At 72.8% G+C, this 18,648-nt stretch carries 17 protein-coding genes; 7 read left to right on the forward strand and 10 right to left on the reverse strand.

Annotation, left to right across the window (positions count from 1 at the left end):
* Positions 1–302: 302 nt before the first annotated feature.
* Positions 303–1,025, forward strand: coding sequence for a hypothetical protein (locus ACIBK9_RS07995; RefSeq protein ID WP_397156178.1), 723 nt, complete (start codon positions 303–305; stop codon positions 1,023–1,025).
* Between the two features lie 111 nt (positions 1,026–1,136).
* On the opposite strand, the gene ACIBK9_RS08000 is transcribed toward ACIBK9_RS07995, so the two are convergent.
* A complete protein-coding gene (locus ACIBK9_RS08000) occupies positions 1,137–1,949 on the reverse strand; it encodes an SDR family NAD(P)-dependent oxidoreductase (protein WP_397156180.1) in 813 nt (270 codons plus the stop codon).
* A 170-nt stretch (positions 1,950–2,119) separates the two neighbouring features.
* On the opposite strand from ACIBK9_RS08000, the gene ACIBK9_RS08005 reads away from it, so the two are divergent.
* Positions 2,120–2,599 carry a winged helix-turn-helix transcriptional regulator gene (locus ACIBK9_RS08005; RefSeq protein ID WP_397156182.1) on the forward strand — a complete coding sequence of 160 codons (480 nt, stop codon included), beginning with the start codon at positions 2,120–2,122 and terminating at the stop codon, positions 2,597–2,599.
* A 29-nt stretch (positions 2,600–2,628) separates the two neighbouring features.
* Positions 2,629–3,435, forward strand: coding sequence for a GNAT family N-acetyltransferase (locus ACIBK9_RS08010; protein WP_397156184.1), 807 nt, complete (start codon positions 2,629–2,631; stop codon positions 3,433–3,435).
* Positions 3,436–3,525: 90 nt separating this feature from the next.
* Here the strand turns inward: ACIBK9_RS08010 and ACIBK9_RS08015 are convergent, their stop codons facing one another.
* Complete coding sequence (locus ACIBK9_RS08015) at positions 3,526–4,953, reverse strand: PLP-dependent aminotransferase family protein (RefSeq protein ID WP_397156186.1); 1,428 nt, start codon at positions 4,951–4,953, stop codon at positions 3,526–3,528.
* Positions 4,954–5,022: 69 nt separating this feature from the next.
* On the opposite strand from ACIBK9_RS08015, the gene ACIBK9_RS08020 reads away from it, so the two are divergent.
* Entirely contained in the window at positions 5,023–5,475 is a 453-nt protein-coding gene (locus tag ACIBK9_RS08020) for a carboxymuconolactone decarboxylase family protein (RefSeq protein ID WP_397156188.1), read from the forward strand.
* 87 nt (positions 5,476–5,562) lie between these two features.
* On the forward strand, positions 5,563–6,759 hold the full coding sequence (locus tag ACIBK9_RS08025; RefSeq protein WP_397156190.1) for an MFS transporter: 1,197 nt from the start codon (positions 5,563–5,565) through the stop codon (positions 6,757–6,759).
* A 566-nt stretch (positions 6,760–7,325) separates the two neighbouring features.
* On the opposite strand, the gene ACIBK9_RS08030 is transcribed toward ACIBK9_RS08025, so the two are convergent.
* Entirely contained in the window at positions 7,326–8,150 is an 825-nt protein-coding gene (locus tag ACIBK9_RS08030) for a PIG-L family deacetylase (RefSeq protein WP_397156192.1), read from the reverse strand.
* A 93-nt stretch (positions 8,151–8,243) separates the two neighbouring features.
* The gene (locus tag ACIBK9_RS08035) at positions 8,244–9,635 is read right to left on the reverse strand and encodes a tetratricopeptide repeat protein (protein ID WP_397156194.1); all 1,392 of its coding nucleotides are present in this window, start codon (positions 9,633–9,635) and stop codon (positions 8,244–8,246) included.
* A gap of 149 nt (positions 9,636–9,784) precedes the next feature.
* Between ACIBK9_RS08035 and ACIBK9_RS08040 the strand changes: the two genes are divergently transcribed.
* Entirely contained in the window at positions 9,785–11,014 is a 1,230-nt protein-coding gene (locus ACIBK9_RS08040) for a cytochrome P450 (RefSeq protein WP_397156196.1), read from the forward strand.
* Here the strand turns inward: ACIBK9_RS08040 and ACIBK9_RS08045 are convergent.
* Genes ACIBK9_RS08045 through ACIBK9_RS08070 form a run of 6 tightly spaced genes read right to left on the reverse strand, consistent with a single transcriptional unit; the run spans position 10,989 to position 17,598 of the window.
* Positions 10,989–11,486, reverse strand: a complete 498-nt coding sequence (locus ACIBK9_RS08045) for a MarR family winged helix-turn-helix transcriptional regulator (protein ID WP_352327198.1) — start codon at positions 11,484–11,486, stop codon at positions 10,989–10,991. The two genes, ACIBK9_RS08040 and ACIBK9_RS08045, sit on opposite strands and share 26 nt — an antisense overlap.
* 45 nt (positions 11,487–11,531) lie before the next feature.
* The gene (locus ACIBK9_RS08050; protein ID WP_358286100.1) at positions 11,532–13,100 is read right to left on the reverse strand and encodes an amidohydrolase family protein; all 1,569 of its coding nucleotides are present in this window, start codon (positions 13,098–13,100) and stop codon (positions 11,532–11,534) included.
* Positions 13,097–13,807 (reverse strand): ABC transporter ATP-binding protein, encoded by a 711-nt coding sequence (locus ACIBK9_RS08055; RefSeq protein WP_397156199.1) that lies wholly within the window; start codon positions 13,805–13,807, stop codon positions 13,097–13,099. Before ACIBK9_RS08055 ends, ACIBK9_RS08050 begins: the two co-directional genes overlap by 4 nt.
* The gene (locus tag ACIBK9_RS08060; RefSeq protein WP_397156201.1) at positions 13,804–15,561 is read right to left on the reverse strand and encodes an ATP-binding cassette domain-containing protein; all 1,758 of its coding nucleotides are present in this window, start codon (positions 15,559–15,561) and stop codon (positions 13,804–13,806) included. Before ACIBK9_RS08060 ends, ACIBK9_RS08055 begins: the two co-directional genes overlap by 4 nt.
* The gene (locus ACIBK9_RS08065; protein WP_352327194.1) at positions 15,548–16,405 is read right to left on the reverse strand and encodes a branched-chain amino acid ABC transporter permease; all 858 of its coding nucleotides are present in this window, start codon (positions 16,403–16,405) and stop codon (positions 15,548–15,550) included. Before ACIBK9_RS08065 ends, ACIBK9_RS08060 begins: the two co-directional genes overlap by 14 nt.
* The gene (locus ACIBK9_RS08070; RefSeq protein WP_397156204.1) at positions 16,405–17,598 is read right to left on the reverse strand and encodes an ABC transporter substrate-binding protein; all 1,194 of its coding nucleotides are present in this window, start codon (positions 17,596–17,598) and stop codon (positions 16,405–16,407) included. Before ACIBK9_RS08070 ends, ACIBK9_RS08065 begins: the two co-directional genes overlap by 1 nt.
* 96 nt (positions 17,599–17,694) lie before the next feature.
* Between ACIBK9_RS08070 and ACIBK9_RS08075 the strand changes: the two genes are divergently transcribed.
* Positions 17,695–18,630: a TIGR03619 family F420-dependent LLM class oxidoreductase gene (locus tag ACIBK9_RS08075; RefSeq protein ID WP_397156206.1), complete on the forward strand. Its 936-nt coding sequence runs from the start codon at positions 17,695–17,697 to the stop codon at positions 18,628–18,630.
* Positions 18,631–18,648: the final 18 nt, after the last annotated feature.

Consider the following 18,648-nt stretch of genomic DNA (forward strand, 5'->3'; position numbering starts at 1 on the left):
CGGCGAGCCGCGGAACTCGTCGCGGCTCGCGAGATCCCCTCGGCTCGCGAGGTCCCTTTGGGGCGCGAGGTCTCCTCGGCTGTGTCGCCTCGTCGGATATCTGGCCCGAGGACGGGTCGTTCGTCGGCGTCCGGTTCGATGAGGGGGGATCGTCCGGGGGCCTGCCTCGGTGGCTGCGGGGGCCGGGATTCCGGTCGGGCATGTGGTTTTTTCGTGTCCGTCCGAGGGCTCGCTAATGTTACCTCTTCGTGATGTGCGGCGCTGGCGAACGATTTGTCCCGAGAGGGTGTCTCTAGAGGAGATTGGTTGCCCGACTTTTCGTTTTTATCAGGAAAAGTGGGGCGGCGCTGTCCGATCATTCTTGTGGTTACGATTCCTTCGTCCAGTCGTTCTGCGGAGCGGAGGGGAAGAAGGGCGCCATCGATTCCCACGATTTGGCCGAACTCGAAAAGCGCCGAAACGACCCTGCCTTCGCCGTGGCGTTCGCCGCCGTGATGCCGCCGCGCCAGCTCAAGAGCCTTCTGGCCGGTCTGCGCCGCGCGCATGCCATCCAGTCCACCAGCCTCGACAGACTGGCCAGGGCGCTGAGCACGCTTCTCGGCACCGCGTCGCGCGCACCCAGTGCGGCCAGGATCTCGACCCCTTACGTTCACCGTCTGCTCGAAAACCTCGATGACCCGGAAACCGGGTTCGCGCTCGGGCAATTGTTGCGATACGGCTGTTTCGCCGACGTGTTCCTGCGCGACCTCGCCTTCAAGGTCTACGACTACGAACGCAGCCAGCCTCCCGCGTCCCCGTACTGGCGGAACCTCCGTCCGGACTCACGTCCGATGTGCGCCATTCCCCTGGACGAACGCGACCCCATGGCGGCCGTCATGGCCGCCCTGTCCAACCACCCCCGGGCCGCCCGCGAATTCCTGACGGACGAGCGGCGGGACCCGCTGGAGTATCTCCTCTACGAGCGCTTCTGGCCCGGAAGCACCGAGACGTACCTCGACCAGGCGATCGACATCGCGGGCCTCTGACAACCTCGGACCGCAGCTCGCGGCGGCACGACCGCACCCACCGCTCCGTGATCAAGTTCATCCGCGCCCTCACTGCCCCCGCAGCCCGGCGAACGTCCTGGCGAATCTGAACTAGTCGACGATCGCGCCGCTGGTCAGGTTGGCGATCGTCCCGGTCATGGCCCCCGCTCGATCCGACGCCAGGAACGCGGCCGTCTCCGCGATCTCGGAGAGCGTCGGCAGCCTCTTGAGCAGCGTCCCCTGCGCCATCGCCCCGCCGTCGAGCATCTCCTCGACCGACTGTCCGGCCGCTGCCGCCGCCTGTTCGAAGAGCTCCTTGGTGTAGGAACCGGCGGCCGGCGCGTCGACGACAGCGTGAGGACGGATGCCGATCACCCGGACATTGCTCGGTGCCAGCTCCGCGGCCAGAACCCGGGAGAACGCCTCCTTGCCGGCCGCGCTCACGGCGTGTCCCAAGATGCCGCCAACGGCCAGCTTGGCGCCCGGCTCCGACAGCGTCAGGATCACACCGGGACGCTCGCCCCCCATGTGCCGGGCCACAGCCTTGCTGGTGATGAACAGCGTCCGCAAGAACCCGTCGATCGGCCGCATGAACTCCTCCAGCGACAGATCCGCCAGCGAGGTCCCCTGGTCGTGCTGGACGCTCACGGCGTTCACGGCGATGTCGATGCCGCCGGCCGTCGCCGCGACCGCGGCGGCGTGCTTGTCGACCGCCTCCTGGTCGAGCACGTCGACCCGCGCCGTCTCGACCTTTCCGCCCGCGGCGGCGATGTCACGCGCCACGGCGTCGAGCTTCGCCTGCGTCCGCCCGGCGATGAAGACCCGCGCGCCTTCCCTGGCGAAGACCCGTGCGATGGCGCCGCCGATCGCGCCGCCGCCTCCGTAGAGCACGGCGTTCTTGTCCTGGAGCAGCAATCCACTCATCGGTGACCTCCACATGATCGTTGTTCCGGACGGGCTGGCGGGCTCGCTGGTCACGCCGTGGTCGCGGCCATGGAGCCGTCCGCCATTCGAGAGCGCACTTGCGTGATGCAAGCGACACTAGAGGGGTAGTCTTGCATCACGCAAGTGCTCCTCTGGGAGGTGGGGTCGCCATGCTCGGCAAGACCTACGACACGCAGGTGTGCTCGGCCGCCAGGGCGCTGGAGGTCGTCGGCGAGCGATGGAGCCTGCTGATCGTGCGTGACGTGCTGTTCGCCGGAGCGACCCGGTTCGCCGACTTCCAGCGCCTGGGCATCGCGACCAACATCCTGGCCAAACGCCTGGACAGCCTGGTCGACGCGGGCGTACTCGAACGGCGATCGAGCAAGGAGCAGCCCGACCGGGGCCGCTATGCCGCGACCGCGAAGGGGCTCGACCTGGCGCCCGTGATCATCGCGCTGACGCAGTGGGGTGATCGATGGGCGGCACCCGACGGTCCGCCCATCCTGTATCGGCACACCGGTTGCGGCGGGGCCGTCACCGAGCAGACCACCTGCGGCACCTGCGGCGAGGTCACCGACCTCGGGCAGATCCACGTCGTCCACGGTCCCGGCTTCCCCGAGGCCCTGATGGCCTCCCGGACCCCGCGGTGACACTCCGCTCCGGGAGATGAGGGCTCAAGATGCATGATCATTCACTCGTTGAAGCCGACCTGCTGGACAGGATGGAGCGGAACCTGGCGGAACACGCCTGCCACCTGCACCGGAGCATGACCGGCGCGACCGTCACGGAGACCGATGACCTCCTGGTGGCCGACAGCGGCCTGGACGACGACACCTTCAACATCGTCGCCGCGGCCCGCTTCGCCGTCGCCGACGCCACGGCCCGCATCAGCGAGACCGCTCGGACGTCGGCTCGCACCGGCCGCCGTTTCTCCTGGTGGGTGGGGCCCGCCTCGACACCGCCGGACCTCGGTGCCCGCCTGACGGCGGCCGGTCTGCCGGCGTCCGAACGCGAGACGGCGATGTGGGCCGAGCTGGACGACGCCCTGGCGCCGCCCGCCGTCCGAGGACTGGACATCCAGCGGGTCGCCACGCCCGGACAGCTCGCCGACTACGCCACGGTTCTCGCCGCGAACTGGGATCCGCCCGCCGGCACCGTCCGCCGCTTCTTCGCCCGGGCCGCCCCGCAGGCGCTGGCCGCGCACTGCCCGGCCCGGTATCTGGTCGGCTACGTGGACAGCCGTCCGGTCTGTTCCGCCGAAGTGTTCCATCACGCGGGGGTCGCCGGCATCTACAACATCTCCACCCTGGCCGCCCACCGCAGGCGGGGCTACGGCGGCGCCATCACGCTCGCGGCACTGCGTGCGGCCCGCGACCGAGATCATCGCATCGCGGTCCTGCAGGCGTCGGCCGACGGCGAGCCCGTCTACCGCCGCCTGGGCTTCCGTCCCTGCGGCCACTTCACCGAACATCCCATCAACCCCTGAGCCCCGGGCGCTGGTTCACAGCCTCTCGTCAAGGGACGGGCCCGCGGAGGCCCTGAGCGCGACCGGGCGACATGGCCTGGGAAGACCGCGCTACGGCCGGGTCGTCATCTGAGGGCGGGCCTCGTCAACCCCGGTGTCACCGGGGGCCGGCAGGGCCAGGCACAGGGCGTCCAGCGCGGCGGCGAACGCGTGCTCGGCTGGTGTGCCGTACCCGACGACCAGGCCGTCGCGTGCCGGCATGGCGCTGTCCGGATGCCGGTAGGGACCCAGGCCGTCGAGGGCGAGGCCGAGGCGGCGGGCGGCGCGCAGGGTGGCCTGCTCCGTGCCGGGGGGAAGGTCGAGCACGGCGTGCAGGCCTGCGGCGATGCCGCTGACGGTGATGTGCGGGGCGCGCTCGGCGAGCGTGGCTGTGAGCAGGCTCCGGCGGCGCCGGTAGATCGCGCGCATGCGGCGCAGCTGGCGGTCGTAGGCGCCGCAGGCGATGAAGTCGGCCAGGGCGAGCTGGTCGGTGACGCTCGACCAGAACTCGCGCGCACCTTTGGCGGCGAGCACGTCGTCCACCAGCCGGGTGGGCAGCGCCATCCAGCCGAGCCGCAGCGATGGGGACAGGCTCTTGCTGGTCGAGCCGAAGTAGACGACGCGGTCGGGATCGAGGCCCTGCACGGCGCCGACCGGTTCGCGGTCATAACGGAGCTCGCCGTCGTAGTCGTCCTCCAGCACCAGGCCGCCCGTGGCGCGGGCCCAGTCGATGGCCGCGGCCCGCCGCCGGGGGTGCAGGGCGCCTCCGGTGGGGTACTGGTGCGCCGGCGTCAGCAGGACCGCTCGCACGTCTGTGGCGGGAAGGTCCTCGATCCGGGCGCCGTGGGCGTCCACGGTGAGCGGGACGGTCCTCAGCCCGGCCTCGGTCAGCAGAGAGCGGTGGAAGGCGAGCCCGTAGGCCTCGACGGCGACCGGGCCGCGCAGTACCTGGCACAGCAACCGCAACCCGTGCGCGTACCCCGAGCAGATCACGATGTGCTCCGCCGTGGTGCGTACGCCTCTGGTGCGCGCCAGGTAGTCCACCAGCGCCTGACGCACCTCGGGCCGGCCGCGGGGGTCGCCGACGCCGAAGGCGTCGCTGGGCGCGGCGGTCAGCGCCCGCCGGGCCGACGTCGCCCAGGCCGAGCGGGGGAAGGCGGCGGCGTCCGGGGAACTGGGCGTCAGATCGTGGACGATCCGCGGACGGGACGGACGCGCGGGAGCTCGCCGCAGGTCCGGCTCCACCGGCGCGGCGCGGTGCGCGACCTGGGTGCCCGAACCCTGACGTGCGGTGAGCCAGCCCTCCTCGACGAGCTCGGCGTAGGCGGCGGCCACCGTGTTGCGGGCGATGCCCAGGTCCACGGCGAGGGCGCGGTAGGGCGGCAGCCGGATGCCGGGCGCCAGCCGTCCCGACCGGATGGCCTCGCGCAGGGCGCGCATCAGCCGCACGCGGGCGCCGCCGCTGCCGGTGAGCTCCAGATGCAGGTCGCTGCCGCTCACGAATTGGCCCAGGAAAGAGACACGAGAATGCACCATATCGTGGGCCGATCACGCTCCTAGCGTGGTGGCATGACGAACGTTGCCATTGCCGAACGGATGAACCTCTCGCGTGTCGCCCCCAAGGTCTTCAAGGCCGTGCTGGCCCTGGACGCCGTGGCTCGCGAAGGGCTGGACCCCGTGCTGACCGAGCTGGTGCAGATCCGCGCCTCGCAGATCAACCGGTGCGCGTACTGCATCGACTACCACACCGGCGACGCCCGCCGGGCGGGCGAGAGCGAGGCGCGGATCTACCAGCTCAGCGCCTGGCAGGAGTCGAGCCTCTACACCGCGAAGGAGCGCGCCGCTCTGGCGCTCACGGAGGCGGTGACCCTGCTGCCGCGAGGAGTCGAGGACGAGGTGTACGACGAGGCCGCGCGGCACTTCGACGACAAGGAACTGGCCCAGCTCATCGCGCTGATCTTCACGGTCAACGCCTGGAACCGCATGAACGTGACCACGCGCAAGACCCCCGGCACCGAGTAAGCGCCCCTTGTCCCTGTTCCCGGGCGGTGGCCGCCTCGTCGCGGCCACCGCCCGCGCCTTGACCACACCCGGAGAGGCCCCTCACCCATGACCACCATCGACGCAAGCTCGCCGGACGCGGCCCAGGGCCCCGGCCCCTCACCGGTCCGGGGCTGGTCCGCGATCCTCGCCGTCACGCTGGGCATCTTCGCCCTGATGACGTCCGAACTGCTGCCCGTCGGACTGCTCACCCCCATCGGCACCGCCCTCGACCTGTCCGAAGGCACCACCGCGCTCATGGTCACCGTGCCCGGGCTGGTCGCCGCCGTCGCGGCGCCGCTGGTCACCGTGGCCACCGCCCGGATCGACCGCCGCCTGGTGCTGGTCGTGCTGATCGGCATCGTGGGCGCGGCCAACCTCGCTTCCGCCTTCGCCACCAGCTTCGCCGTCGTCCTGCTGGCCCGCTTCTTGATCGGCATCAGTGTCGGCGGCTTCTGGTCCCTGGCCGGCGGCATCGCCCTGCGCCTGGTGCCCGAACGCCACGTGGCCCGCGCCACCGCGGTCGTCTTCGGTGGCGTCGAAACCGCCTCCGTGCTCGGCGTGCCCGCCGGCACCCTGACCGGTGACCTCGCCGGCTGGCGCACCGCGTTCGCCGCCGTCGGCGTGCTCGGCCTGATCTCGCTGGCCTGCATGGTCATCGTGATGCCGAAGGTGGCGCCGCAGCGCACCCTCACGTTCGCGGACCTGCCGCGCGTGCTGCGCACCCACCGCGCCGTACGCACCGGCCTCGCCATGACCTTCCTGGCCATCACCGGGCACTTCACCGCCTACACCTTCCTGCGGCCCATCCTCCACGACGACGGCGTCGCCGACGGCATGATCAGCGTGCTGCTGCTCGTCTTCGGCGTCGCCGGCATCTGCGGCAACTTCCTCGCCGGCGCCCTGGTCACCACGCGCCTGCGGCAGACCGTGTGCGGCATCGGCCTGCTGCTCACTGCCGCCATGGCCGCCGTCGCGATCGGCAGCCACGACGTCCGGTCCGCGGCTGCGATCCTGGTCGTCTGGGGACTGGCGTACGGCGCCGTCCCGGTCACCTTCCAGACCTGGATGCTCAACGCCGCCCCTACCGCCACCGAGGCCGCGTCCTCCCTGTACGTCTCGACGTTCAACCTGTCCATCGCCCTCGGCGCCTTCGTCGGCGGACTGGCGGTCGATGCCGCCGGCCCGGTGAGCGTGCTGTGGATCGGCGGCGCCCTGGCCGTTCTGGTGCCGCCGCTCGTCACCGTCGCGGGCCGCCGGACATGACGACGGCCCGCACCGCCTCAAGGCATCACCCTTGGTTCGCTCTACGAACTGCTTATCCTGCGGGGAGTGTTTCATGAGCGACCACCCGTGAGACACCGCAAACGGGCAGGCACCCGAAACGCTGCAATGAACGGTCCCGTGGATGCCGACCCTCGCCATCGATATCGCTCACTGCGGGCGAACTTCTGCGATGCTCGCCGCGCGAGTGGCGCCCCGAGGAGGTCGCCGGACTCGACGTCGCCGAGAGGGAGCTGTCGGAAGGTCGCGCCCGCAAAGGAGGCAGGCCCCCGAAGGCCGGCTGAATCCACGGGCAGCACGAGAGCGGTGACGAGCTCCAGCATGAGAGGCGCACGGAGGTCGTCAGATTGCATGATGGTCTTCGCAGTGCTCGGCGAGCCGGCCCCCCCGGCGTCGTCGGCCCGGATCCGGTCGCTCGACTCGAACCGGGTGCTGCACCGGGAACGGTCGTCGGGATGTCCGGCCGTGCCGCACGCACGCTGGCCGGCGTCGGACCGCGACTCGGCGAAGATCCATCACCGCCGGACAGTCCGGCGGGAGGGGGAGGGTCAGGGGCGGAGGCCGGTGAAGAGGTCTTCCTCGTGGTCGGGGGCGTTGACCTTGTTCAGCTTCCGTTCGAAGGCCTCGTGGGAGAACGCCTGGTGCTGGGCCTCGTCGGGCATGCGGAGGAGGAAGATGTTCTCGCCCTGGCTCTCGTGGGCCTTGAGTGCCTTGAGCTTGCGCTCGACGTACGGGGTGACGTCGACGACGGCGTTGACCCGCTCGTCGGGGGTGCCGAAGTCGTCGGACGGCTCGAAGCCGCCCAGGTCGACGCCGCTGTCGCGCATCAGCTCGAACATGCGCTTGATCGCCGCCCGGGGGATCGCCGTGTAGTAGAACTTGTCGGGGATGCCGGTCGCCTCGACGGCGGCCACCGTGATGCGGTGGGCCTGCACGTGGTCGGGGTGGCCGTAACCGCCGCCGCCGGTCTCGTCGTAGGTGATGACCACCTGCGGGCGGTAGCGCTCCATCAGCTCGCCCAGCCTGGCGGCGGCCACCTCGACCGGCACGTTGGCGAACGCGTCCGGGTGGTGGTTGGTGTCCCAGCCGTCCATGCCGGAGTCGCGGTAGCCGAGCAGCTCCAGATGGTCGATGCCCAGGTGCGCGACGGACTCGCGCAGCTCGGCCAGCCGCCGCTCGGCCACCCTGTCGGCGTCGTGACCCTCCTCGCCCGGTTTGACGCCGCCCGTGTCGTCACCCTGCTCGCCGTTGGTGCAGGTGACCAGCACGGTGCGGATGCCCTCGTCGGCGTAGCGGGCGAGGACGCCGCCGGTGCTCAGGCACTCGTCGTCGGGGTGGGCGTGGACGACCATCAAGGTGAGTTCCCGATCCATGAAGGGAACCCTACTCGGCGCGTGCGACACTTCCGGCCGCGCGTCCCGCGGCGACCGCGGCGGAGCGGCCGGGTGGGGGAAACGCCCGGCGGGTCAGGCGTCGGCGATCAGCGTCGCGGCCTTCCGGCGGGCGACGGCGGCGGCCGCGCGGTCGCCCAGCCCGTCGGCCACCGCCGCCTGCTTGAGCCAGTTGAACGGGCTGCACGGCCGCACGCCGATCCGCTCGCTCACCAGCGCCCGCGCCAGCTCGTGCCGCCCGCCCCGCAGCGCCGCCTCCAGCAGCGTCTTCTGCACGGCGTCCCGCTGGGCGTGGCTGCCGCCGAACTCGCCGACCCGGTGCCGGATCGGGTGCAGCAGATCGACCACCGCCGCGAAGTCGCCCCGCCCATACGCCACCAGGGCCCGGCACACCGGCAACCCCACCCGCAGCGTCATCGCGACGTTGGTCACCCCTGGACGGCCCTCCAGCGTGTACGCCTCCCGCGAGGCGATCAGCTTCTCCGCCTCCCCGATCCGCCCGGCCCCGACGTACGACATGACCGCGTGCACGTCGTTGAAGGCGTAGAACGGCTCGGCCACCAGCGGCGGCCACGCCTCGGCCAGGGCCTGCCAGCGTTCGTGCTGGTCGGAGCCCTCCAGCAGGAGCCGCCAGAGCAGCGCGGCGGCGTCCAGCAGCTCCATGGACGTGCGCCCGCCGGCCAGCGCCGCGTCGTGCACCTCCAGCGCCCGCCGCGTGTCGCCGCTCTCCAGGGCGTAGAGGGCGTAGTGCCACCAGGTGTGGACGTTGAAGAACGTGCCGGTGGACCAGTCGTCCAGGCGGGCGTCGAGGTAGCGCAGGCCCTCGCCGAAGCGGCCCTGCATCTCGTAGGTGTGCACGACCGCGTGGATGCCCCACACGTCGCGCGGGTTGAGCTCGACGGCGCGCAGGCCGACCTGCTCCGAGCGGTCGTAGTGGCCGGCCTCCTCCAGGCCGAAGGCGTACATGCCGAGCAGGTGGCCGAAGTGCCGGTCGTCCTCGTGCCAGGCGGTGAGCGCGCCGCCGATCCGGTCGCGCAGCGAGCGGGCGTCGCCGGTGAAGAAGTCGAGCTGGTGCCCGGCGGCCAGGGCCAGCGCGTCGCGCGGGTGGGCGAGGGTGATCTCGGCGAGCAGCGCGCCGCAGGTGGTCAGGTCGCCGTCGAGCAGCGCCTGGACGGCCGCCACGTGCGCGCGCTCGCGCGGCAGCAGCGACGACTCGTCGGCCCGGCGGCGGAAGGACGCGAACCGGGCCCGCGCGGCACGGGCGCCGGCCGCCTCGGTGGTCAGCAGGTCGAGGTAGGCGGCCAGCACGTTGCCCATCGGGAAGCCGGGGGAGTCGGCCAGCGCGGCGGCCGCCTCGGCGCCGACCTCGGCCCGGAAGTGCAGCAGCTCGTCGATCGCCCGGTCGTAGTGGCGCGCGGCGGCGGCGCTCGCGCCGGACATGGCCAGGCCGTGCTGGTCGGTGGTCACCCGGCCACTGTAACCGCGCGACCGTCGGCGGCTCAGGGCGACGGCACGCCGGCCTCAGAGCTCATTCGTATCCGTACGACCTACCAGACCCCTTGTCCGGATAAGTCACCAGACGTAACGTTTGTGGCCGAACAAGGTGAAGGAGAGCCATGCGTCTGGAAGACGTCGACCTCGCCGACCCCGGCCGGTTCACCGACGGAGCGACCCCGTGGCGCATGTTCGACGTGCTGCGCGCGCAGTCGCCCGTCCACTGGCAGGACGAGCACGGGCACGGCAGAGGCTTCTGGGCGGTCACCAGGCACGCCGACATCGTGGCCGTCGGCCGCGACCCGGAGACGTTCACCTCCGAGGGCTTCACCAACCTGGAGGAGGTGGACGAGCGGCAGGCCGCGATCCGGCGTTCCCTGCTGGAGACCGACGGCCCCCGCCACCACGCGCTGCGGCGGTTGCTGCTGCGCGACTTCTCGGCCAGGGCGGTGGCCGGCTACGAGGTGTTCCTGCGCGGCCTGACCGCCACGACCCTGGACGCCGCCCTGCCCAAGGGCGAGTTCGACTTCGTCAAGGAGGTCGCCGCCGACTTCCCGATCAACGTGCTGGCCCGCATGCTCGACGTGCCCGACACCCAGCGGCTCATCGACTGGGGCAACCAGATCATCGAGAACACCGACCCGGAGCGGCTGCGCGAGAGCGAGGAGTTCAAGGACCTGCCCTTCCGCAGCCCGGCCTCCCTGGAGGTCTTCGAGTACGGCCGCGAGCTGGCCGCCCGCCGCCGCGGCGGCCACGGCACGGACCTGGTCAGCAGGCTCGTCAACCAGGAGCCCGTGGACGGCCTGCCGCTGTCGGAGCGCGACTTCGACAACTACTTCCTGCTGCTGGTCGTGGCCGGGAACGAGACGACCAGGCACGCCGTCTCGCACGCCATGCTCGCCCTCATGGAGCACCCCGCCCAGCTCGACCGGCTGCGCGCCGACCCGGCGCTGATGCCCCGGGCCGTGGACGAGTTCCTGCGCTGGGCCTCGCCCGTCTACCACTTCCGCCGCACCGCCACCCGCGACGTCACCCTGCACGGCCGCCGCGTCGCCGCCGGCGACAAGGTCGTCATGTGGTACGCCTCGGGCAACAGGGACGAGCGCGTCTTCCCCGACCCGTACCGGTTCGACGTCGCCAGGGACGCCGACGAGCACCTGACCTTCGGCAGGGGCGGCCCGCACTACTGTCTCGGCGGCGCGCTGGCCAGGCTGGAGATCCGGGTGCTGTTCGAGGAGCTGCTGCCGCGCCTGTCGTCGATCGAGCTCGCCGGCGAGGTGCGCAGGATCCGCTCGAACTTCGTCAACGGCATCAGGGAGCTGCCGGTCAGATGCTCTCCAGGTGCTCCATGACGCGCCTGAGCGAGCCGGCCAGCTCGCGCCGCTGATCGCTGTCGAGCTCCTTGACCACGAACGCCTCCTGCCGGTTGAACTCCGGGAACAGCTCGCGCATCAGCCGCTCGCCGGTCGCGGTGAGCGCCAGCATGACCCGGCGGCCGTCCGTGGGATGCGGGAAGCGGCGCAGGTGACGGTAGGACTCCAGGGTCTTGACCACGCCCGTGAGCGTGCCCTTGGAGATGCCCGCCTCGGCGGCGACGTGGCGGGTCTCGCTCTCGCCCCAGATCCACACCACCCACATCACCACGAACCCCGTCCAGGTCAGGCCGGTGTCGCGCAGGACGGTCTGCTCCAGGTGGTTGCGGATGGCCGAGGAGGCCCGGTAGACGTTCGACACCGCCCACATGGCCTCGAAGTCGATGTTGAGGTCGCCCAGCCGCTGGCCGATGGCCTCCTCGGTCTGGCGCAGCGTGTGGTGTCCCGTCATGGCACGAAAGTATATTCGGTACCTAACAATCTTCACGTCCGCCGCTCACGAACGGGACCAAACGACCCGGCCGCCGAACACCGTCAGGTCCACCGGCGCGGCCACGACGTCGTCGTCCGCCGTCGCCGCGCTGACGCACAGGTCGGCGACCTTGCCCGGGGTGAGCGTGCCCTTCCAGCCCTCGGCGAAGTCCTGCCGCGCTCCGGCGATCGTATAGGTGGCCAGGGCCTCGGCGAGCGAGACGCCCTCGCCGTCGCGGTCGACCAGCGCCGCCACGCCCGCCCGCCAGTCCGGCGCGGTCACCGGCGCGTCGGAGCTGCACGCGGTCAGCACGCCCGCGTCGATCGCCGAGCGGGCCGGCCACTCCTGCTCGGCCGCCCGCGCGCCGAACAGCTCGCGCGTGGTGCCCGACTCCACGCGCTGCAGCACCGGCTGGAGGTTGATCCCGTAGCCCAGCTCGCCGAGCGTGGCCAGCGCCTGCTTCGAGGCGAACTGGCCGTGGATCACGTAGTGGCGGGGGTCGGCCCTCGGGTGCTCGCGGGAGATCGCGGCCAGCGCGTCCACGACGGCGTCCACGCCCCGGCTGCCCACCACGTGCACGCCCGCCTGCAGGCCGGCCACGTGCACCAGGCGCAGGATCTCGTCCAGCTCGGCGACCCGCTCGGCGTCCGTGCCGCCGTGCGTGCACAGCGAGCCGTGCCCGCCCGACGGGTACGCCTCCCGCATCCAGGCCGTCTCCGAGGGCGGGATCCCGTCGGCGAACACCTTCACGCCCAGCAGCCGGACCAGCCGCTCGTCCACCCCGTCCAGGTCGTCCGGCAGGCGGTCGAGGTAGGCGGCGGTGTCGGCGACCGAGGCGCCCGACATCGGGCTCGGCAGGCCCAGCACGCTCACCCGCGCGGTCAGCTCGCCGGCCCGGGCCAGCTCCGCGTATGCGCCCAGCACCCCCGGCCCCATGCCGCCCGCGAACGCCTCCCCGCCGCCCGGCCCGAGGCCCGGCTCGGTGAAGCTGGTGATCCCGGCCCGGTTCAGCTCGGCCACCACCTCGCGCAGCACCCGCGTCAGCCCGCCGGGCGGCGGCGGCACCAGGCGCTGGACGAGGCCCTGGTCCCCGTGGTGCAGCAGGCCGTCGCCGTCGTCGGGCAAGCCGGCCAGCCGGAGCGCGGCGGAGTTCGCCCACGTCGTGTGGCCGGAGAAGTCCTGGAGGAGGACGGGATGGTGGGGGGCGACGTCGTCCAGGTCCGTCCTCGACGGCGACCGGCCCTCGGCCAGCCGGCCGGGGTTCCAGCCGATCCCGCGCACCCACTCGCCGGGCCCGGCCGCGCGTACCGCGGCGGCGACCCGCTCCCGCACCTCGGCGATCGACCCCACCGCGACGTCCACGCAGAACGGCGGGCGGGTCAGGCCGTAGCCGCAGGCGTGCAGGTGGGAGTCGTTGATCCCGGGCAGCAGCACGCGGCCCCGCAGGTCCACCACCTCGGCCGCGCTCCAGCCGGCGGCGTCGCCGACGTGCGCGATCACGCCGTCGCGCACCGCCACGCCGGTCGCGTACGGCCGCGCCGGGTCCATGGTGAGCACCCGCCCGTTGACCAGCAAAAGATCCGCGTTCGTCATGAATCATCTCCCAAATAGGCGCGCCTGAGCGCGGCATCCGACTCGCGCAGCGGCGCGGGGTCGCCGCCGTAGGTGATCGCGCCGTGGGCCAGCACGTACGCGCTGTCGGCCAGGGCCAGGGCGGCGTGCGCGAACTGCTCGACCAGCAGCACCGCGCAGCCCTCGTCGGCCAGCCGCCGGATCACCGGCAGCAGCCGGCGCACGACGCCCGGGGCCAGGCCGAGCGACATCTCGTCGAGCAGCAGCGCCGCGGGACCGGTCCCGATGGCCCTGGCCAGCACCAGCATCTGCTGCTCGCCGCCGGACAGCAGCCCGGCCCGCACGTCGAGCCGCCGTTCCAGCTCGGGGAACAGTTCCAGCGCGCGCCCAGGGTCGCCGGCCAGGGCCAGGTTCTCGCGCGTGGTGAGCGTGGCGAACACGGCCCGGCCCTGCTCCACGTGCGCCAGGCCGTGCCGGGCCCGGTGGGTGCGCGGCCGGCCGGTCAGCGTGGTCCCGCCGAGGACGATCTCGCCCCCGGCGGCGGGCAGCACGCCCGAGACCGCTTCGAGCAGCGTGGTCTTGCCCGCGCCGTTCGGGCCGAGCAGCACGGTGACCTGCCCGCGCGCGGCGGTCAGCGTCACGCCCCTGACCACCGGCTGGCCGCCCCTGGCCACGGTCACGTCCCGCAGCACGAGGTCCATGGGGTCGCCTCCCGTCCGCCCGCTCACGCGGCGGGCTCCTGACCCAGGTAGGCCCGCAGGACGCCGGGCTCGGCGAACACCTCGGCGGGCGGGCCCTGGGCGATGACGCGGCCGAAGTCCAGCACGGTCACGCCCGTGCACGCCGCCCTGACCAGGTCCAGGTCGTGCTCGATGAGCAGGACGGCGGCGCCGTACCGGGCGGGAACCCGGCGCAGCCAGGCGCCCAGCCGTTCGCTCTCGGCGTGCCCGAGGCCGGCGGCGGGCTCGTCCAGCACCGCGACCGCGGGACGGGCCAGCAGCGTCCCGGCCACCTCCAGCAGCCGCCTGCTGCCCACGTCGAGCGCGGCGATCGGGTCGCCGGGCGCCGCCGCCACCAGCCCGGCCAGGCCCTCCGCCAGCTCGGCGTCGCTGAGGGCGCGGCGCGCGGCGAAGCGCAGGTACTCGCGCACCGACAGGCCCACCGGCACCCGGTCCTGCTGGAACGTGCGGCGCAACCCGGCCCTGGCGCGCCGGTGGACCGCCGTGCCGCCCCGGGCCCCGGCGACGGCCACGCCGCCGACCTCGACCAGGCCGCCGCCGGCGGGCACGAATCCGCTGATCGCGTCGACCAGGGACGACTTGCCCGCGCCGTTCGGGCCGACCAGCCCGTGCACCTCGCCGGCGAGCACGGTGAGGCCGACGCCGTCCACGGCCACGACCTGGCCGTACCGCACGCTGACGCCCTCGATCCGCAACGCCGGCGGCCGTCCGTCCGGGCCGGGCGCGGGGAGCTCGGGCGCCGCCGCCGCGGCGGGCACGTCCGGCCCGGCGCCGGACCCGCGCGAGCGGCGGGCACGGCGGGCACGGCGGGAGCGCAGGGCGGCGCGCAGGCCGTCGCTCATGCCCGAGCCCTGCGTCATCGCCTGCACCGCGCCCACCGCGAACACGACGTTCGCCCACTGCTGCGGCACGCCGAACCGCCGCAGCAGCTCGCTCACCAGCACGCCCAGCGCCCCGCCGACGAGCGCTCCCTCGGCGTGGTGGGCGCCCGCCATCACGGCCACCGCGTAGGCGACCAGCGACTGCCCCGGGTCGAAGTTGCGCGAGACCACCATGGCGAGCTGCCCGGCCAGCAGCGCCCCCGACACGCCCGCGATGAAGGCGCTCACCGCGAAGGCGCTCAGCTTGGCCCCCGGCACGCTGGTCCCGGCCGCCGCCGTGGCCCGTTCGGACTCCTTGAGCGCCCGCCACGACGCCCCCAGCCGGGTCCGCCGCACCACCGCCAGCGCCACCGCCACCAGGGCGAAGACGCCGCAGCAGAACAGGAAGAACTGGCGGTCGGAGGTCAGCCCCGCCGGACGGCCCACCACCACGCCCTGGCTGACGCCGGGGAAGGAGTTGGCGGCCATCACGACGTCCACGGTCGCGGCGAAGCCCAGGGTGACGATCGCCAGGTGCACGCCGCGCAGCCGCAGCGCCGGCAGGCCGATGAGCAGCCCGAACGGCACGGCGGCCAGGCCCGCCAGGGGCAGCCAGACGTACAGGCCGCCGGGGACGCCCCAGACGTTGAGCTGGGCGGTGGTCCAGGCGCCGATGGCGGCGAAGGCCATCTGGCACAGCGACACCATCCCGGCCTGCCCGGCCACCACGCCCAGGCTCTGCAGCAGCACCCCGGAGATGACCGCCGACATCGCCAGGAACACCCAGTACGCCGGCAGCCCGGCGGCCAGCCCGTAGGCTCCCGCCGCCATCAGGACGCCCGCGGCCGCCCACCGCGCCACAGGCCCGTCAGCGGGACGCATCCCACACCTCCCGCCGCCGGCTCCACACCAGGATCAGCAGGATGGCCGCGAACGGCACCACGTCCCGGTACTGCTGCACCACCGCCGACCCCGCGAGCACCCCTTCGAGCAGCCCGAGCGCCAGGCCGCCGGCCAGCGCCCCGGCCAGCCGCCGCAGCCCGCCGAGCAGCGCCGCCGCGCAGGCGGGCACGATGAGCATGCTCAGCGACAGGATGTCGCTCGACCGCACGGGCGCCACCACCAGCAGCACCAGCGACGACAGCGCGCCGGCCAGGGCCCACACGGTCACGGTGAGCGCCCGGGTGCCGATGCCCAGCAGCTCCGTGGTCACCGGCCGCTCGGCCATGGCGCGCAGGCGCAGGCCCAGCGGCGTCCGGGTGAGCAGCAGCCAGGTGCCCGCGCCGATCACCACGGCCAGGGCGAGCAGCACGACCGCGCCCTGCGTCACCACCACCCCGGCCAGCGTGGCGACGCGGCCCGCGGCCGGGTTCGGCAGCACCCGCGGCTCGTCGCCGAAGGCGATGTAGGCCAGCGCGATGATGCCGATGAGCTGCGCGATCGACACCGCGGTACGGGTCTGCGGCCCGCTCTCGGCGAACCACCGCGTCATCACGAACCCGCACCCGGCCGACACCAGCGCCCCCGCCGCCACCCCGGCCAGGGCCGCCGCCCAGTACGGCCACCCCGTCCCGGCGAGCGCGGCCATCACGTACACCCCGGCCACGCCGGTCGCCGCGACGGCCAGGTTCACCGTCGCGGTCAGCCGGTACATGGCGGTGAGCAGGAGGCCGAGGGCGGCGAAGGTGCCGCCCGCGGCCAGCCCCGAGACCAGGCCCTGGAACATCAGCCGAGCGTCCCCGGGTAGCGCACCCAGTCGCGGGTGACCACGTGCCACGCGCCGCCCTTGAGCTGGACGATCTTGCCGGCCCGGTTGGAGAAGTGCCTGGGGGCCTGCCCGAACTCGTACGGGGTGCCGGTCATCGGGGTCCGGACGGGCTTGAGCGACTGGAAGGCCGCCGTCACCGACTCCCGGGTGATCGGCCCCTTGATCGTCCTCAGCGTGTCCACGAAGTAGGTGGCCGCCAGGTAGCCGCCCTGGCCGAAGGAGGTCAGCGGCACGTTCTTCGAGGTCATGAGCGTGCGCCAGTCCTTCAGCGCGGGCGAGTCGGCCTCGGTGAACGGCTCGAACTCGGCGTTGGCGTACATGCCGTCCCCGTCGGCGCCCAGGGCCTTGGCGACGGCCTCGGTGTAGGGGGCGGTGGTCATCAGCCAGTCGATCCCGCTGACGCGCTGCTGCTTGACGACCTTCATCCAGGAGATCGCCATCGGCTCGGTGCCGTTGTACAGGACCGCCTGGCAGCCCTCCCGCCGGGCCCGCAGCACGAACGGCGTCGGGTCGGAGTCCGGCTTGACCGTGCGGTCGTCCAGGGTGAGCTTCTTGCCGGTGAGCGCGGTCCAGCTCTTCACGGCCCCGCCGTAGGCGTCGTTGGTGTTGCCGAGGATGGCCAGGAACATGCAGACCTTGTCCCGTTTGAGCACCTCGGAGGCGTAGTAGAGGTTGATCGCCATGTTGAGGTACGGGCCGGTGTTCACCGGGGAGATCGCCGGGGACTCGAAGCAGGTCGGGTCGACGCCGGTGCCCTGCACGGAGACGATCCGCGACTGCTGGTAGAAGGGGGCGTTCACGGCGCAGTCGAGCAGGCTGGCCGAGCCGACCAGCGCCACCACGCCCTGGTTGGTGACCACGTCCCGGGCGGCCTGGGCGGCGGCGGCCGGGTCGCCCTTGTCGTCGGCGCTGACGTACTCGATCTTGTGGCCGTTGACGCCGCCCTGCTCGTTGACCCGGTCGAAGACGGCCTTGGCGGCGGCCGAGGAGTCGGGGAAGGTGACCGCGCCGCTCAGCGAGCTGACGCCGCCCACCTTGATGACGTCGCCGGCGGCCCCGGACGAGGCGGCCGGCGGGTCGTCGGACAGGCCGCACCCGGCGGCCAGCAGCAGGGCGGCGAGCGGGACGGCGAGTGCCCTCATGGGGATCATGGGCGACCTCTCTGCGGATTTTGGAGGGATCGTAAGGTGCCAAACGATTGGGTTCAAGAGCTAGCTTGCTGAAGATCGTTCGGGTATGAATGCAAGATGAAGCAACCGCGCATGCAACTCGTGCTGTCCGAGAACTGGACGATGACCTCGGCCCGCGACCTGCCGGTGCTGGTCCGGTGGGCGCGTGAGGCCGAGGACGCCGGGTTCGACTCGGTCATGATCAGCGAACACCTGGTGCTCGGCCCCGACGCCGGCGCCCGGGGCCGCATGGCCAACCCCCGCGAGTACGCGCTGCCCGGCAACCAGGACCCGTTCACGCCGTGGCCGTACTCGCTGGGCCTGCTGGCGGCCGTCGCCTCGGTCACCACCCGGCTGCGCCTGGCCGCCGCCGCGGTGCTCGCCCCGCTGCGCCACCCGCTGGCGCTGGCCCGCGAGCTCGGCACGCTCGACCTGCTGTCGCAGGGCCGGCTCGTCGTGCTGCCCACCGTGAGCTGGAGCCGCGACGAGTACGCCGCGCTCGGCGTGCCCTTCGAGCGGCGCGGCGAGCTCCTCGACGAGCACCTGGAGATCTGGGAGCTGCTCTGGCGGGACTCGCCGGTCACCTACCACGGCCGGCACTACCGGTTCGACGAGGTGTACTTCGAGCCGAAGGCGTACCGGGAGAGCGGGCCCGCGCTGTGGTTCGGCGGCGCGCGGATGAGCGGCCCCCTGCTGCGCCGGATGACCCGCTGGGGCAGCGGGTTCAACCCGCTCGGCTACCCGCCCGCCGAGGACATGAAGGCCCTGGCCGACGGCATGAAGGCGGCCGGCCGGGACATCGGCGAGCTGGAGCTGGCCGGCGGCACGCGGGCCGTCTTCCCCGACGCCGTCTCCTGCGCGCCGCTCGGCCCCGCCCTGGAGCACATCCCGGCCCGGATGGCCGAGGGGTACACCACGTTCTGCATCAAGCCGTCGCAGTTCATCGACGACCCGGACGGCGTGGGCGCGTTCTGCCGCGAGGTCATGCGCCGCGTGGGCGAGCTGACCGGCTGAGGACGTCGCGCGGCCGGC

This window comes from Nonomuraea sp. NPDC050227 (genome assembly GCF_044459705.1).
In the GTDB taxonomy this organism is placed as follows: domain Bacteria; phylum Actinomycetota; class Actinomycetes; order Streptosporangiales; family Streptosporangiaceae; genus Nonomuraea.

Bases quoted from the DNA above. Each gene is read 5' to 3' on its own strand.
- ACIBK9_RS08000 (WP_397156180.1), bottom strand. From the start codon at position 1,949: ATGAGTGGATTGCTGCTCCAGGACAAGAACGCCGTGCTCTACGGAGGC.
- ACIBK9_RS08005 (WP_397156182.1), top strand. From the start codon at position 2,120: ATGCTCGGCAAGACCTACGACACGCAGGTGTGCTCGGCCGCCAGGGCG.
- ACIBK9_RS08010 (WP_397156184.1), top strand. From the start codon at position 2,629: ATGCATGATCATTCACTCGTTGAAGCCGACCTGCTGGACAGGATGGAG.
- ACIBK9_RS08020 (WP_397156188.1), top strand. From the start codon at position 5,023: ATGACGAACGTTGCCATTGCCGAACGGATGAACCTCTCGCGTGTCGCC.
- ACIBK9_RS08025 (WP_397156190.1), top strand. From the start codon at position 5,563: ATGACCACCATCGACGCAAGCTCGCCGGACGCGGCCCAGGGCCCCGGC.
- ACIBK9_RS08030 (WP_397156192.1), bottom strand. From the start codon at position 8,150: ATGGATCGGGAACTCACCTTGATGGTCGTCCACGCCCACCCCGACGAC.
- ACIBK9_RS08040 (WP_397156196.1), top strand. From the start codon at position 9,785: ATGCGTCTGGAAGACGTCGACCTCGCCGACCCCGGCCGGTTCACCGAC.
- ACIBK9_RS08045 (WP_352327198.1), bottom strand. From the start codon at position 11,486: ATGACGGGACACCACACGCTGCGCCAGACCGAGGAGGCCATCGGCCAG.
- ACIBK9_RS08050 (WP_358286100.1), bottom strand. From the start codon at position 13,100: ATGACGAACGCGGATCTTTTGCTGGTCAACGGGCGGGTGCTCACCATG.
- ACIBK9_RS08060 (WP_397156201.1), bottom strand. From the start codon at position 15,561: ATGCGTCCCGCTGACGGGCCTGTGGCGCGGTGGGCGGCCGCGGGCGTC.
- ACIBK9_RS08065 (WP_352327194.1), bottom strand. From the start codon at position 16,405: ATGTTCCAGGGCCTGGTCTCGGGGCTGGCCGCGGGCGGCACCTTCGCC.
- ACIBK9_RS08070 (WP_397156204.1), bottom strand. From the start codon at position 17,598: ATGATCCCCATGAGGGCACTCGCCGTCCCGCTCGCCGCCCTGCTGCTG.
- ACIBK9_RS08075 (WP_397156206.1), top strand. From the start codon at position 17,695: ATGAAGCAACCGCGCATGCAACTCGTGCTGTCCGAGAACTGGACGATG.